Origin of the sequence: Pseudomonas sp. WS 5027, assembly GCF_012985695.1 — a bacterium.
Classification (GTDB): domain Bacteria; phylum Pseudomonadota; class Gammaproteobacteria; order Pseudomonadales; family Pseudomonadaceae; genus Aquipseudomonas; species Aquipseudomonas hygromyciniae.
Genome location: NZ_JAAQWU010000012.1, coordinates 133,500 through 146,481 on the forward strand (window position 1 = coordinate 133,500; position 12,982 = coordinate 146,481).

Annotated in this window: 14 protein-coding genes; 6 read left to right on the forward strand and 8 right to left on the reverse strand. The window is 60.6% G+C overall.

The genetic code is table 11. The features are described from left to right. Positions 1-45: 45 nt before the first annotated feature. Together HBO09_RS16295 and HBO09_RS16300 are read right to left on the reverse strand one after the other, a co-directional pair. Positions 46-1,101: a permease gene (locus HBO09_RS16295; RefSeq protein WP_169994831.1), complete on the reverse strand. Its 1,056-nt coding sequence runs from the start codon at positions 1,099-1,101 to the stop codon at positions 46-48. 231 nt (positions 1,102-1,332) lie between these two features. Further along, complete coding sequence (locus tag HBO09_RS16300) at positions 1,333-2,034, reverse strand: histidine phosphatase family protein (protein WP_169994829.1); 702 nt, start codon at positions 2,032-2,034, stop codon at positions 1,333-1,335. Positions 2,035-2,285: 251 nt separating this feature from the next. On the opposite strand from HBO09_RS16300, the gene HBO09_RS16305 reads away from it, so the two are divergent. From HBO09_RS16305 to HBO09_RS16320, 4 genes are all read left to right on the forward strand, one after another. Next, complete coding sequence (locus HBO09_RS16305) at positions 2,286-2,984, forward strand: glutathione S-transferase N-terminal domain-containing protein (protein ID WP_169994827.1); 699 nt, start codon at positions 2,286-2,288, stop codon at positions 2,982-2,984. A gap of 3 nt (positions 2,985-2,987) precedes the next feature. Further along, positions 2,988-3,830 (forward strand): PhzF family phenazine biosynthesis protein, encoded by an 843-nt coding sequence (locus tag HBO09_RS16310; protein ID WP_169994825.1) that lies wholly within the window; start codon positions 2,988-2,990, stop codon positions 3,828-3,830. 178 nt (positions 3,831-4,008) lie between these two features. Next, positions 4,009-4,983 (forward strand): porphobilinogen synthase, encoded by a 975-nt coding sequence (gene hemB, locus HBO09_RS16315; RefSeq protein WP_169994823.1) that lies wholly within the window; start codon positions 4,009-4,011, stop codon positions 4,981-4,983. Positions 4,984-5,057: 74 nt separating this feature from the next. Beyond that, on the forward strand, positions 5,058-6,143 hold the full coding sequence (locus HBO09_RS16320; RefSeq protein WP_169994821.1) for a DUF1615 domain-containing protein: 1,086 nt from the start codon (positions 5,058-5,060) through the stop codon (positions 6,141-6,143). 2 nt (positions 6,144-6,145) lie between these two features. Here HBO09_RS16320 and HBO09_RS16325 read toward each other — a convergent pair whose 3' ends face one another. Then, positions 6,146-6,925 carry a DUF4349 domain-containing protein gene (locus HBO09_RS16325; RefSeq protein ID WP_169994819.1) on the reverse strand — a complete coding sequence of 260 codons (780 nt, stop codon included), beginning with the start codon at positions 6,923-6,925 and terminating at the stop codon, positions 6,146-6,148. Between the two features lie 168 nt (positions 6,926-7,093). Between HBO09_RS16325 and HBO09_RS16330 the strand changes: the two genes are divergently transcribed. After that, complete coding sequence (locus tag HBO09_RS16330) at positions 7,094-7,507, forward strand: PaaI family thioesterase (RefSeq protein WP_169994817.1); 414 nt, start codon at positions 7,094-7,096, stop codon at positions 7,505-7,507. 372 nt (positions 7,508-7,879) lie between these two features. Here HBO09_RS16330 and HBO09_RS16335 read toward each other — a convergent pair whose 3' ends face one another. Genes HBO09_RS16335 through HBO09_RS16345 form a run of 3 tightly spaced genes read right to left on the reverse strand, consistent with a single transcriptional unit; the run spans position 7,880 to position 10,465 of the window. Next, a complete protein-coding gene (locus tag HBO09_RS16335) occupies positions 7,880-9,061 on the reverse strand; it encodes an acetyl-CoA C-acetyltransferase (protein ID WP_169994815.1) in 1,182 nt (393 codons plus the stop codon). A gap of 11 nt (positions 9,062-9,072) precedes the next feature. Beyond that, positions 9,073-9,732: a CoA transferase subunit B gene (locus tag HBO09_RS16340; RefSeq protein WP_027603173.1), complete on the reverse strand. Its 660-nt coding sequence runs from the start codon at positions 9,730-9,732 to the stop codon at positions 9,073-9,075. Positions 9,733-9,766: 34 nt separating this feature from the next. Then, on the reverse strand, positions 9,767-10,465 hold the full coding sequence (locus HBO09_RS16345; protein WP_010211319.1) for a CoA transferase subunit A: 699 nt from the start codon (positions 10,463-10,465) through the stop codon (positions 9,767-9,769). Positions 10,466-10,597: 132 nt separating this feature from the next. Here HBO09_RS16345 and HBO09_RS16350 point away from each other — a divergent pair, with 132 nt between their 5' ends. Continuing rightward, positions 10,598-11,500 (forward strand): LysR family transcriptional regulator, encoded by a 903-nt coding sequence (locus HBO09_RS16350; protein ID WP_169994813.1) that lies wholly within the window; start codon positions 10,598-10,600, stop codon positions 11,498-11,500. A 58-nt stretch (positions 11,501-11,558) separates the two neighbouring features. Here the strand turns inward: HBO09_RS16350 and HBO09_RS16355 are convergent, their stop codons facing one another. Together HBO09_RS16355 and HBO09_RS16360 are read right to left on the reverse strand one after the other, a co-directional pair. Beyond that, positions 11,559-11,888: a hypothetical protein gene (locus HBO09_RS16355; protein WP_029296579.1), complete on the reverse strand. Its 330-nt coding sequence runs from the start codon at positions 11,886-11,888 to the stop codon at positions 11,559-11,561. Between the two features lie 586 nt (positions 11,889-12,474). After that, the gene (locus tag HBO09_RS16360; protein ID WP_169994811.1) at positions 12,475-12,915 is read right to left on the reverse strand and encodes a CBS domain-containing protein; all 441 of its coding nucleotides are present in this window, start codon (positions 12,913-12,915) and stop codon (positions 12,475-12,477) included. Positions 12,916-12,982: the final 67 nt, after the last annotated feature.

A 12,982-nucleotide genomic window follows, 5' to 3' on the forward strand; every position in this document is an offset into this window, starting at 1 on the left:
CACAGCAGCCCTATCAGCGGCATACCTATGCGGCGATGCCCAACCCTACAGCACGACCACCGCAACCAACCCACACACCACACCCATCAACATGGTCAGCCCGGCCACTGTCACCAGCACCCGTGTATCGAAATCCTTGCGCAGCATCAACAGCGACGGCAGGCTCACGCTGGGTAGGGTCATCAACAGGGCCACCGCTGGCCCGGTCCCCAGGCCCAGGGCCATCATGGTCTGCACAATCGGGATTTCCGCTGCGGTCGGAATCACAAACAGGGTGCCGACAATGGCCAGTGGCACCAGCCATAGCAGGCTGTCGGCCATCGCCCCGTCCACATGGGGGAACAACCACACCCGCGCCGCGCCCAGCAGCAACACCGCCAGGATGTACACCGGGATGGTGCTCCAGAACAACTGCCACAAGGTGCGCAGCCAGCGGCTGAGGAATGGCTGGCTGTCGGCGCTGCTGACGTTGGCCACGGCCTCCAGCGCCACTTCAGGCACCTGCTCTGGGCGCGCGATACGTTGCGCGATCAGCGCCACACCGATCACCAACACGATCCCGGCCACCAGCCGCAGTGCGGCAAAGTCCCAGCCCAGGACAAAGCCCATGAATACCAGGGTCGCCGGGTTGAGTACCGGGTTGCCCATCCAGAATGCCAGGGCGGCGCCCACCGATACTTGCTGACGGCGCATGCCGGCTGCCACTGGTGCGGCGCAGCAACTGCACATCATGCCCGGCAGGGCGAACAACCCGCCGCGTACCGTGGAGCCAAGTCCGGCGCGCCCGAACAGGCGCAACAGCCAGTCCCGCGGAATCAACACCTGCAGCAATGAGCCGAGAATCACCGCCAGCACGGCGGCTTTCCAGATCGCCAGGAAATACACCTGGGCATAGGCCAGGGCCGCCGCCAATGGCGAGCCTTGCTGGTCATTGAGAATCGAGTTGCCGATGCTGTGGCTGTCTGCCGCAACGAACGCCTTGAAGTAGTAGGGCGACCATTTCACGTAATACAGGCCGACGCAGGCCACCAACAGGAACAGCGCCGGTTTCCACCAGAAGGACCAGCCGCGTACAGGGCTGGCAGAGGTGAGGTTAGACATGGTCAAGATCCGCAGATAAGTCGATAGCGACGCATCATACGCGGTCCCGACCCCAGCAGGAGCCGGCTTGCCTTTGATGGCCATCGGTATCTACACAACTTTCAGACACTGACGACCTCCCCTGTGGCGAGCCCGCTCGCCACAACAGCCCTCTCTGCCAGGATTTATGCGCTGCGGCAAAAATGTGTAGATACCGATGCTTTGATGGCTGTGTGTCAGGCAGGGTGCGGATCAGGTGTCAGCGTTTACGTGTGTGGCATCCGGGCAAGTCTGCAAGCCGTTATCAAGCCCTTGCTTGTAGTTGCGGCTGAGCAGGCTGGCCTTGCCGTTCTGCCAGGTCAGGGTCAACACGTACAGGGTGTCGAAGTCGCCGCCGGACCAGTCTTCGGTGATGGTGTACTTCTCGCCGACCGCTTCGCTCGCCACCTTGTTGATCAACTCCGGCAGGTAGCCGTGGGACCAGGCGGTGTAGATGGTCGAGTTGTGGTACTTGTCCTCCATCAATTCGTCAGCCAGGTCGCTGGTATCGTTGGCCGAAAACTCGATGTTCACTGGCAGCCCAAGTTTGATCGCGCTGGGGCTGATGGTCATCAATGGCCGGATGTAGCTGTAGGAGTTGTCGAATTCGCCTTCTTCGACATTGCGTGTTGGGTTGGCCGCGAACACAAAGTCGGCAGCGCCGAATTTTTCCGGCAATACCGTAGCCAGGTTCATCGCGCGGTTGAGGCCCTGGCAATTGAGTTGGCCCAGGCCGCCAGCGGGTTTTTCGCCGTGGCGCAGGAAGACCAGGGTCTGCACGCCGTTCTTCGGTTCGGCACTGCTTTCGCGGGCTTCGAAGGCCAGCATCAAGGCGCCGCCTACGAAGAATATCGGTAACACGTAATAAGCATATTGTTTAAAACGTTTGCCAAGGCACAAAGGCTTGATTTTCATTAGTTTTCGAGTCTTCAGTGCTTCGGATCAAGACCGCAAGGCCCAGCCACCGCGACGCTCCGAGCATCGTGCGGGTTTCCGTGAGTATGTCGGCATGCCTCCATTCAACCGTTCAAGCGCTTCTAAGAGTGCGCTATAGCGTTTTGGTTCGCAGGGACAAGAGATTAGCGAGCCGATGTTGCGGATTTAAGACCAATGCGGCCTGGCCGCTAGATGGCTATCATGGGTTTTTCTCTGCTTGGGGTATATCGATGATTTCACTCGCGGCGTTTCCGATTATTACCAAATGGCCAGCCCAGCATCCCGAACGCCTGCAGTTGTATTCGCTGCCCACCCCCAATGGCGTCAAGGTCTCGATCATGCTCGAAGAGGTGGGCCTGGCCTATGAGGCGCATAAAGTCAGCTTCGACACCCAGGACCAGTTCTCGCCCGAGTTCCTGTCCCTGAACCCCAACAACAAGATCCCGGCGATCATCGACCCCAACGGCCCGGGCGGTGAACCGCTGGCGTTGTTCGAGTCGGGGGCGATCCTGATCTACCTGGCAGAGAAAACCGCGCAACTGCTGCCCCAGGCGCCCGCCGCACGCTACGAAACCCTGCAATGGCTGATGTTCCAGATGGCCGGGATCGGGCCGATGTTCGGCCAGGTTGGCTTCTTCAATAAATTTGCCGGCAAGGCCTACGAAGACAAGCGCCCTCGCGACCGCTATGCGGCTGAAGCCCGGCGCCTGCTGGAGGTCCTGGAAAAACGCCTGCTGGGCCGCAGCTGGATCATGGGCGATGAGTACACCATCGCCGATATCGCGACCTTCCCCTGGATCCGCAACCTGATCGGTTTCTATGAGTCGGGCGATCTGGTGGGCATCAGCGACTTCCCCAATGTGCTGCGTGCGCTGGACGGCTTTGTTGCCCGGCCGGCGGTGATTCGTGGCCTGAATATTCCGAGCTGACCCATGCCGACTTTCGATTTCAAACAACTTGATGTGTTCAGCAGCGTTGCCCTCAAGGGCAACCCACTGGCCGTGGTGCTGGGCGCCGAAGGCCTGAGCGACCAACAGATGGCGGACTTCGCCAAATGGACCAACCTCAGCGAGACCACGTTCCTGCTGCAACCGCGCGACCCGCGTGCCGACTACCGGGTGCGCATTTTCACGACCACCCAGGAGTTGCCCTTCGCCGGCCATCCGACCCTGGGCAGCTGCCATGCGTGGCTGCAAGCCGGCGGCGTGCCCCGGGGCAGCGAGATCATCCAGGAATGCGAGATCGGCCTGGTGCGTATTCGCCGCCAGGGCCAGGAACTGGCGTTTATCGCACCACCCTTGCTGCGCTCAGGTCCGCTGGATGCCGAGCTGTTGGAGCGTGTGCGCGTGGCGCTCAACCTTGAACCCGAGGCGATTCTCCGCAGCCAATGGGTCGACAACGGCGCCGGCTGGCTGGCGCTGATGTTGACGGATCGGCAGGCGGTGCTGGACTTGCAGCCGGACTATTCGAAGCTGCTTGGGTTGGCGGTAGGCGTGGTTGCCCCGTGCGATCCGAGCCGCGACGATGTGGATGCGCAGTTTGAAGTGCGCGGGTTTATTGCCGGCGATGGGGCGCCCGAGGACCCGGCCACTGGCAGCCTGAATGCCGGCGTAGCCCAATGGCTGTTGGGTGAAGGCCTGGCCCCCAGCCAGTACGTGGTCAGCCAGGGCACGGCCATGGGCCGCGCCGGGCGTATTCGGGTGCAGCAGCAAGGGGATGAGATCTGGATCGGCGGCGCCGTCTCGGTGTGTATCGAAGGCAGCCTGAGTCTTTAACGGTTATTGGCTGCCAACTTGATCCCAAAGCCGAAAACATATTGTTACGGGAGTGGCAAAACACCGTTATGGCCACGGTATTTGTGCTCTCGGTCAATCCAGGCATAAGCTTTCGCCCTTAAGCTAGCGGCCTTGCCACGTGCCATGGCCCTTTTTGTAGGAAATTGTAGGAAAACCCATGTCCAGCCAGTTCCCCGAAGCCCGTTCCCGTCGCCTGCGCCGTTCCCCCGAGCTGCGCAGCCTGTTCCAGGAAACCGAATTCACCCTCAACGACCTGGTACTGCCGATCTTCGTCGAAGAAGAAATCGACGACTTCGTGCCAATCACCAGCATGCCCGGCGTGATGCGTATCCCCGAATCGAAACTGGCCAGTGAAATCGAGCGCTTTGCCCGCGCCGGGATCAAGTCGGTGATGACGTTTGGCGTGTCCCATCACCTGGACGCCGACGGCAGCGACACCTGGAACGAGCGCGGTCTGGTGTCGCGCATGTCGGCGATCTGCAAGGATGCGGTGCCGGAGATGATCGTGATGTCCGACACCTGCTTTTGCGAATACACCGATCACGGCCATTGCGGCGTGATGCACGGCCATGAAGTGGACAACGACCGCACCTTGGCCAACCTGGGCAAGCAAGCGGTGGCGGCAGCCCGCGCCGGTGCCGATGTGATCGCGCCTTCGGCAGCGATGGACGGCCAGGTCCAGGCCATTCGCCGGGCACTCGATGCGGCCGGCTTCACCCATATCCCGATCATGGCGTACTCCACCAAATTCGCTTCGGCCCTGTATGGCCCGTTCCGCGAGGCAGGCGGCAGCGCGCTGAAGGGCGACCGCAAAAGCTACCAGATGAACCCGATGAACCGCCGCGAAGCCGTGCGCGAATCCCTGCTCGATGAGCAGGAAGGTGCCGACTCGCTGATGGTCAAGCCGGCCGGTGCGTACCTGGACATCATCCGCGACATCCGCGAAGCATCGCGCTTGCCAGTGGCGGCGTACCAGGTCAGTGGCGAATACGCGATGATCAAGTTCGGCGCCCAGGCCGGTGCCATCGACGAAGCCCGCGTAGTGCGCGAAACCCTGGGTTCGATCAAGCGCGCCGGTGCTGACCTGATCTTCACCTACTTTGCGATGGACCTGGCGCTCGCCGGCATCTGATCCCGGCTCCTACATGGGATTGGGGAGGGGTGTGAGATAGTGGGTGCTTTCAGCGACTCACAGGACACCCCCGCATGCTTTCATCCCGGCTGACTCTATGCCTGAGCGCCTTACTGGTGCTGGCTGGCTGTTCGACGCAACGCAGCCAGCAGCTTCCAGAGCGCAGTGAGTCCGAGGTCAAGGCGCAGATCGTACGGTTGATGCCGGTCAAGGTGGCGGATCGCGCCGGCTGGGCCCAGGATATCTACACGGCGTTCGACAGCCAGAAGATCTACCCCAGCACCGAGAATATCTGTGCGGTACTGGCGGTGACTGAGCAAGAGTCCACCTATCAGGTCGACCCGCCGGTGCCGAACATGGGCAAGATCGCCCAGGATGAAATCCTCAAGCGTGCCGCCAAGGTGCATGTGCCGGCCGTGCTGGTGCGCACCGCGCTGCAACTGCGCTCGCCCACGGGCAAGTCCTACGCCGATCGCCTGAGTGCTGCGCGTACTGAGAAGGATCTGAGTGGGATCTTTGACGACTTTATCGGCACTGTGCCGTTGGGTCGCACCTTGTTTGGCAGTTTCAACCCGGTGCACACCGCAGGCCCGATGCAGGTGAGTATTGCCTTCGCCGAGAAGCAGGCTCGGGATTATCCCTACACCGTAGACGCAAGCATTCGCCGCGAAGTGTTCACCCGGCGTGGCGGCATGTATTTCGGTATCGCCCATTTGCTCGGTTATCCGGTGAGCTACGAGCGGCCGCTGTACCGCTTTGCCGACTTCAATGCCGGTTGGTATGCCAGCCGCAATGCCGCGTTCCAGGCCGCAGTCAGCCGCGCTTCCGGCATCCGCCTGGCGCTGGATGGCGATTTGATCCGCTACGGCTCGATCATGCCCGGCACCACGGAACTGGCGGTGCGCTCACTGGGCAAGAAACTGGACATGCGCAACCCGAGCATCCGCAGCCAGTTGGAGCAGGGCGATCGCCTGGATTTTGAAGAGACCACCCTGTACCAGCGGGTCTTTGCCCTGGCCGAGAAAGCCGCAGGCAAGCCGTTGCCGCGGGCGATCCTGCCGGGGATTGTGCTCAAGAGCCCGAAGATCACCCGCAACCTCACCACGGCCTGGTTCGCCCAGCGCGTGGATGAGCGTTACCAGCGTTGCATGAAGCGCTGAGGTCAGGGGCGGCGCTTGACCAGCTTGCGCCACAGCCAGACCCACAGCCACAACACCGGGAACGCGAGGATCACGAACGGCAGCACGTAGCTTGAGCGCTCCAGGGCGTCGGCAGTGCCGTCGATCAGGTTGTCGCCCAGGTTGCCGAACATGCGCGCGAAACGTGATTGCTGATGCTCGCCGTCGGATGGGCGGAAGTTCAGGGTCACGCGGTTGGTGTCCAGGCGCCGCTGCTGGCCGGCGGCGATCTGCGCCAGTTCCTGCAGCTCGTTTTCGATGGCGGCTTGTTCCTTGGTGAGGGTGATCAGATCGCCCACGGTGATGTCCTTGCGCGCGGCCAGCTCATCCAGGCGTTTTTGCTGGGCCTGCAAACGTTCCTGGCGGCGACGTACATCGGCCACCGCGTCGGCCAGGTCCTCGGCGCTGGTGATGCGCTGGCCCAGTTGCCCGCCCTCGGCCGCCATGCTCACCAACGGCTCGACTCCGCTGGGGGCGATGCGCAATACAATCATGCCGCCGTCGCTGTTTTCTTCGATACGCAGGATGTTGCAGGCACCGAACTGCGCCGACTCACAGGCTTGGCGCGTGGACAGCATGCGCGGCGCCAGTAGGGCAACCGGCATCGCCAGACTCAACTCGTGCTCATAGGCCAACTGCGCGCCAGCCCGGCCCTGTTCGCCATTGATCTGTGTGGCTTCGGAATACTCCTTGGGCGAACAGCCGCCGAGCAGCAGGGCAGCCAAAAACATCAACGCAGTAGATCTGCCTTCCAGATGGCGCATTACGGTTCCTTCAGTGTGCGGGATAAAGTGCGCGGCGATTAAAGCCGGTTTGCCCGGCGAACGCAAAGTGGGCGTGGGCTTATCGGCACAGATTTACCCGGTTGATCATGCTGGCTGCATCGACCGGCGCGGGTTAAACCTCATGCTTGGTCACAAGGAAGATCCATCATGACGGATACCCCTGAAGGTTTTGCCCCCTTATCTCGCAGCAGCCCGCTCCTGGACTTGCTCGGCCCGGTGTATTTCCGCGGCGAGGGCCTGCAGTTGCAACTGGGCCTGCGTGCCGACCACCGCCATGCCAACGGGCGCGGCACGGTGCACGGTGGCGTATTGGCAACCCTGGCGGATGTGGGCATGGGTTATGCCATGGCGTTTTCCAGCGACCCGCCGTTGCCGCTGATCACCGCGAGCATGACCCTCGATTACCTGGGGGCGGTGCAGGTGGGTGATTGGATCGAAGTGCGGCTGGAACATCACAAACGCGGACGGCAGATGGCGTTTGCCACGGTCAGCCTGCAGGTGGGGGAGAAGGTCGTAGTGCGGGCTAATGCGGTATTCGCCGTGCCCCAAGCCGCTGCGTAGCTACCAGCAAAGCCGGCATAGCATAAGTATCTACACGACGCGTTGATGGTTCTCGGGTTTGTGTACACCCCCCTTGTGGCGAGCGGGCTTGTCGGAACGCCGCATCGCCCGCGCTGGGCTGCGAAGCAGCCCTAAAACCAGCCGATACGGTGTATCTGGTACAGCGCATTCGGCTTATTGGGGCTGCTTCGCAGCCCAGCGCGGGGCAAGCCCGCTCGCCACAGGGAAGTTCGTCAGTTTCTGAAAGTTATGTAGATACCTCTGGCCATCGCTGGCAAGCCAGCTGCTACAGGCGAGGGGGCTGCAAATCGCTCAGGCAAAAAAAGGCCCGGCTTTTCGTGGAGCCGGGCCTTTTCCATGTTGCTCGTTGAATCAGTCGCGCTCAAGGGCCAGTGCCACGCCCTGGCCGCCGCCGATGCACAAGGTGGCCAGGCCTTTCTTGGCATCGCGTTTGATCATTTCATGCAGCAAGGTCACCAGCACGCGGCAGCCTGATGCGCCAATCGGGTGGCCAATGGCAATGGCACCGCCGTTGACGTTGACCTTGGCCGCGTCCCACTCCAGTTCCTTGCCCACTGCCAGCGCCTGTGCGGCGAAGGCTTCGTTGGCTTCGATCAGATCCAGGTCGGCCAACTGCCAACCGGCCTTGTCCAGGCAGCGACGGGTCGCGGACACCGGGCCAATGCCCATGATCGCCGGATCGACGCCCGCGTTGGCGTAGCTGGCGATCCGTGCCAGGACTGGCAGGCCCAGTTCCTTGGCTTTATCGGCGCTCATCAGCAGGACCGCAGCGGCGCCGTCGTTGAGGCTCGACGCGTTGCCGGCGGTGACGCTGCCGTCCTTCTTGAAAGCTGGCTTGAGCTTGCCCAGGGATTGGGCGGTGGTGCCGGCGCGAGGTTGCTCGTCCACGGCAAAGGCAATCGGGTCGCCTTTGCGCTGGGGGATCAGGATCGGCGTGATTTCGTCGGCAAAGCGCCCGGCTTCAATGGCGGCGGCTGCTTTCTGCTGGGAAGCGGCGGCAAAGGCGTCCTGGTCTTCACGGCTGATGCCGTACTTGTCCACCAGGTTCTCGGCGGTGATGCCCATGTGGTAGTCGTTGAACGCGTCCCACAGGCCGTCGCTGATCATGCTGTCGACCATCTTCGCATGGCCCATGCGCAGGCCGGTGCGGGCGGCGGGCAGTACATAGGGCGCCAGGCTCATGTTTTCCATGCCGCCGGCGATGATCACTTCGGCGTCACCGCAGCGGATGGCCTGTGCGCCCAGGTGCAAGGCCTTGAGGCCCGAGCCGCAGACCTTGTTCAAGGTCAGGCTCGGTACTGCGTGCGGCAGGCCGGCGAGGATTGATGCCTGGCGCGCCGGGTTCTGGCCGGAGCCTGCGGTCAGCACCTGGCCAAGGATCACTTCATCTACAAGCGCGGGGTCCAGGCCAGTCTGCTCCAGAAGGCGGCGGATCACGGCGGCCCCCAGTTCCGGTGCCGGGATGGCGGCCAGGGCCCCTTGAAAGCTGCCCACGGCGGTGCGGGTGGCAGCAACAATCACGACGTCTTGCATGGAATCTGTCCTCACTGGAAGTGCATTTCTGGAACGTGGTCCGGGACGATCAGTTTACCGGCGGTCTTGCTCACAATCTCTTCAACGCTGACGCCAGGTGCGCGTTCCTTGAGGACAAAAGCGCCATTTTCGATTTCCAGGTAGGCCAGGTCCGTCAGCACGCGTTTGATGCAGTTGGCACCGGTCAGCGGCAGGCTGCACTGGCTGAGCAACTTGGACTCACCGTCCTTGGAGGCGTGGGTCATGATCACGATGATGTTTTCTGCGCCGGCCACCAGGTCCATGGCGCCGCCCATGCCCTTGACCAGCTTGCCGGGGATCATCCACGAGGCGATATTGCCGTGCACATCCACTTCAAATGCGCCAAGCACCGTGAGGTCTACGTGGCCGCCGCGAATCATCGCGAAGGATTCGGCCGAGGAGAAGATCGACGCGCCGATGCGTGCGGTGACGGTCTGCTTGCCGGCGTTGATCATGTCGGCATCGATGGTGTCTTCGGTCGGAAACGGGCCCATGCCCAGCAGGCCGTTTTCCGACTGCAGCATCACTTCCATGCCTTCGGGAATGTAGTTGGCCACCAGGGTCGGGATGCCGATGCCGAGGTTGACGTAGAAGCCGTCCTGCATTTCGCGGGCGACGCGTTGAGCCATTTGTTCGCGGGTAAGAGCCATTTTATGAGTCCTTATTGTTCGGGCTGGAGGCAGATTATTTGCGGACAGTGCGCTGTTCGATGCGCTTCTCGAAGGTGCCGCAGATGATCCGGTCGACGTAGATGCCAGGGGTGTGGATCTGCGCCGGGTCCAGCTCGCCCGGTTCAACGATTTCCTCGACTTCGACCACCGTGATCTTGCCGGCGGTGGCGGCCAGCGGGTTGAAGTTCTGGGCGGTGTGGCGGTAGATCACGTTGCCGAAATGGTCGGCTTTCCAGCCTTTGACGATCGCGAAGTCGCCGGTGATGGACTCTTCCATCAGGTAGGGGCGCCCGTTGAATTCACGGGTTTCCTTGCCTTCGGCGACGGGTGTGCCAACGCCGGTGGCGGTAAAGAACGCTGGAATGCCGGCGCCGCCTGCGCGCATTTTTTCCGCGAGGGTGCCTTGGGGTGTCAGTACTACTTCGATTTCACCGCTGAGCAGTTGCTTCTCGAACAGGGCGTTTTCACCGACGTAGGAGGCGATGACTTTGCTGATCTGCTTTTCTTCGAGCAATACACCCAGGCCGAAGCCATCCACGCCGCAGTTGTTGGAGACGACCGTCAGGTCGCGGGTGCCTTTGCGCTTGATTTCGGCGATGAGGTTTTCCGGGATGCCGCACAGGCCAAAGCCGCCGGAGAGTACGGTCATGCCGTCTTCCAGGCCTGCCAGCGCTTCTTCATAGGACGCCACGCGTTTATCGAAACCTGCCATATGCACCTCTTTTATTGTTTGTGGTCCAGCCAGTGAACCGAGTGTTGCGCCGGTGAATTGATTTGTTAAGTTGTTTTTTAAGGTTGATTGATTTAAAAAACAGGACAATTGGTTGGGTATTGGAGCAGAGCCATGACAGTTAAACAGATGCGGGCCTTCCTTGCCGTGGCCCAGACCCTGAGTTTTGCCGCCGCCTGTGAGCGCCTGCATTTGTCCCAGTCGGCCCTGAGCCTGACGATCAAAGGCCTGGAGGAGGGCCTGGGCGGGCGGCTGTTCAGCCGTAATACGCGCAACGTCGCACTGACCCCGGAAGGCGAATCCCTGTTGCCCCTGGCTCGTCGGTTGATTGCTGACTGGGACAATGCCGAGGACGAATTGCGCCAGCGTTTCACTTTGCAGCGCGGGCGCGTAACGGTGGCGGCAATGCCGTCGTTTGCCGGCAATCTGCTGCCGCCGATCCTGAAGATTTTTCGAGCGCGGTTTCCCCAGGTCAATGTCACGGTGCACGACCTGATCAATGAACAGGTGCTGGAGATGGTCCGCGATCGCCAGGTCGAACTGGGTGTGGCATTCGAGCCCTCGCCGGGGTCGTCGCTGGCCTTTACCCCGCTGTATCTGGACCGCTTTGTTGCGGTAGTGCCCGGTGATTCAGCGTTGGCGCATATGAGTGAAATCGACTGGAAAACCCTGTTGGCGCAACCTTTCATCACCTTACAGCGGCCTTCTACGGTCCGGGTGATGCTTGAAGAGCACCTGGGTGTATTGCAGATGAAGCTACCGGTGGCGTTGGAGAGCCATCAATTGGCAACGGTGGGCAAGATGGTTGCCAGTGGCCTGGGCGTCAGCGCCGTACCCGCGTTGTGCGCCCCGCAGATGGAAGAGGCGGGCGCCCATTGCATTACCTTGTGTGATCCGGTGATCGAGCGACCGATTGGCGTGCTGACCAAGCCTGGTCATGAACTGTCGGCGGCGGCGCAGGCACTGTTTGATATCTTTCGGGACGAAGCGGGGAAGGGGCGGTTTCCGGGGATTTAAGTCGACATAAACAAATGTGGGAGCTGGCAAGCCAGCTCCCACAAAGTTGAAGTTATTCTTAGTAGTAGCGGTCAATCACTTTAACTTGCGAGTTGTCCTTGAAGGACTCCCAGGCATTGTTAAGTGTGTCGAACACCTGCTCGATAAAGTTGCGGTCAGCAGCTGCTTTTTTGCCGACATAACCCTGGCCACGGCGGTACATCTTCAGGCGCGCCGCCAGTTCACGGTTATTGCGGTCGAACTCGGCTTCTTCGGTATGGGGCGCCAGGCAGTCAATTTGCACTTCGCCCGATTTGCCAATCCACAGGATATGGTCGTCGAGTGTGTCTTTCTGCGCTGCGAACATCTCAGCCAATTCATCGATAGTTGGTTGGTTGTTCAGATTCATGTGTAAGCCCCTTGACCAGTTGGCGATCTTCAGTTGATTCGTTAATCCACGTTAGTTGTCTCCGGTTGCAAAAACCGGGCGTCGGAAACGGTCTGCCAAATACGGGCAGGGTCTTGAGCCTGATGCATGTAGTGTTTCTGATGAACTGCTACGCAATGGTTTCATAACGAAGACAAGTAGCATTTGAGCTTCTTGTACCGGTCCTTTCGGGTCGGTCAGCTTCATCAATCTGCCTTGTGGGCAGTGCACATCCGGAAAAACAGCTCGGCGGTCAGACGAGCTTGTTCAAAACGCTTGTTACCAACGCTCCCGATCCGGGAGACGTCTGAATCATGCAAGGTCAAAATGGTTACGTCAACGGTTATGTAGTGATTATTTTCGTTCACTACATAAATATTTTTGCGCGGGGGAGGATGCGGGGAAAGGTGACTCTTGCGTCATTTTTTGTGCTGATAGGTCGGGTGTTTGCCCTGCAGTAGGATCTGGTCTGCCTGCGATGGCATCACCTCGGTGTGTCAGTAAAACCGAGGTGATGCCATCGCAGGCAAGCCAGCACCTACATTGGATTTTTGGTGCTTGGGGAGTGTCATTCGCCGCGGATGTACTGTTCCAATTGCCGGATCAGTGCCGCTTGTTCGGCGATAGCTTCCTTGACCAGGTCGCCGATGGACAGCAGGCCCAGGAGTTTTCCGTCTTCCACCACCGGGAGGTGGCGCAGGTGGCCGTCAGTCATGATGCCCATGCAGTCTTCGACGCTTTTGTGGGTGTCCACGGTGATTGCCGGTGAGCTCATCACCTGGCGTACCTGGGTGCTCGTCGAGGACAGTCCATGGAGAATCAGTTTACGTGCATAGTCGCGCTCACTGATGATGCCGACGACCTTGTCATCCTTGACTACCGGCAAAGCGCCGACGTTCTTCGCTGCCATCACCACCAGCGCCTCAAACACGGTGTGATCCCACTGGATGGTATGCACTTCCTGATTCTTCTGGTCCTTGGACTTGAGCAACTGTGCGACGGTTTTCATGGTGTCCACCCGGTTTTGTTATTAGGCCGTGCCTACAGAATCCTAGACCACTGACCCCAGAGCAAGA

Excerpts from the sequence above, each read along its gene's own strand:
- HBO09_RS16355 (WP_029296579.1), bottom strand. The coding sequence starts at position 11,888 with ATGAATCTGAACAACCAACCAACTATCGATGAATTGGCTGAGATGTTC.
- HBO09_RS16360 (WP_169994811.1), bottom strand. The coding sequence starts at position 12,915 with ATGAAAACCGTCGCACAGTTGCTCAAGTCCAAGGACCAGAAGAATCAG.
- HBO09_RS16300 (WP_169994829.1), bottom strand. The coding sequence starts at position 2,034 with ATGAAAATCAAGCCTTTGTGCCTTGGCAAACGTTTTAAACAATATGCT.
- HBO09_RS16295 (WP_169994831.1), bottom strand. The coding sequence starts at position 1,101 with ATGTCTAACCTCACCTCTGCCAGCCCTGTACGCGGCTGGTCCTTCTGG.
- HBO09_RS16305 (WP_169994827.1), top strand. The coding sequence starts at position 2,286 with ATGATTTCACTCGCGGCGTTTCCGATTATTACCAAATGGCCAGCCCAG.
- HBO09_RS16330 (WP_169994817.1), top strand. The coding sequence starts at position 7,094 with ATGACGGATACCCCTGAAGGTTTTGCCCCCTTATCTCGCAGCAGCCCG.
- HBO09_RS16325 (WP_169994819.1), bottom strand. The coding sequence starts at position 6,925 with ATGCGCCATCTGGAAGGCAGATCTACTGCGTTGATGTTTTTGGCTGCC.
- HBO09_RS16310 (WP_169994825.1), top strand. The coding sequence starts at position 2,988 with ATGCCGACTTTCGATTTCAAACAACTTGATGTGTTCAGCAGCGTTGCC.
- HBO09_RS16340 (WP_027603173.1), bottom strand. The coding sequence starts at position 9,732 with ATGGCTCTTACCCGCGAACAAATGGCTCAACGCGTCGCCCGCGAAATG.
- HBO09_RS16350 (WP_169994813.1), top strand. The coding sequence starts at position 10,598 with ATGACAGTTAAACAGATGCGGGCCTTCCTTGCCGTGGCCCAGACCCTG.
- HBO09_RS16335 (WP_169994815.1), bottom strand. The coding sequence starts at position 9,061 with ATGCAAGACGTCGTGATTGTTGCTGCCACCCGCACCGCCGTGGGCAGC.
- HBO09_RS16320 (WP_169994821.1), top strand. The coding sequence starts at position 5,058 with ATGCTTTCATCCCGGCTGACTCTATGCCTGAGCGCCTTACTGGTGCTG.
- hemB (WP_169994823.1), top strand. The coding sequence starts at position 4,009 with ATGTCCAGCCAGTTCCCCGAAGCCCGTTCCCGTCGCCTGCGCCGTTCC.
- HBO09_RS16345 (WP_010211319.1), bottom strand. The coding sequence starts at position 10,465 with ATGGCAGGTTTCGATAAACGCGTGGCGTCCTATGAAGAAGCGCTGGCA.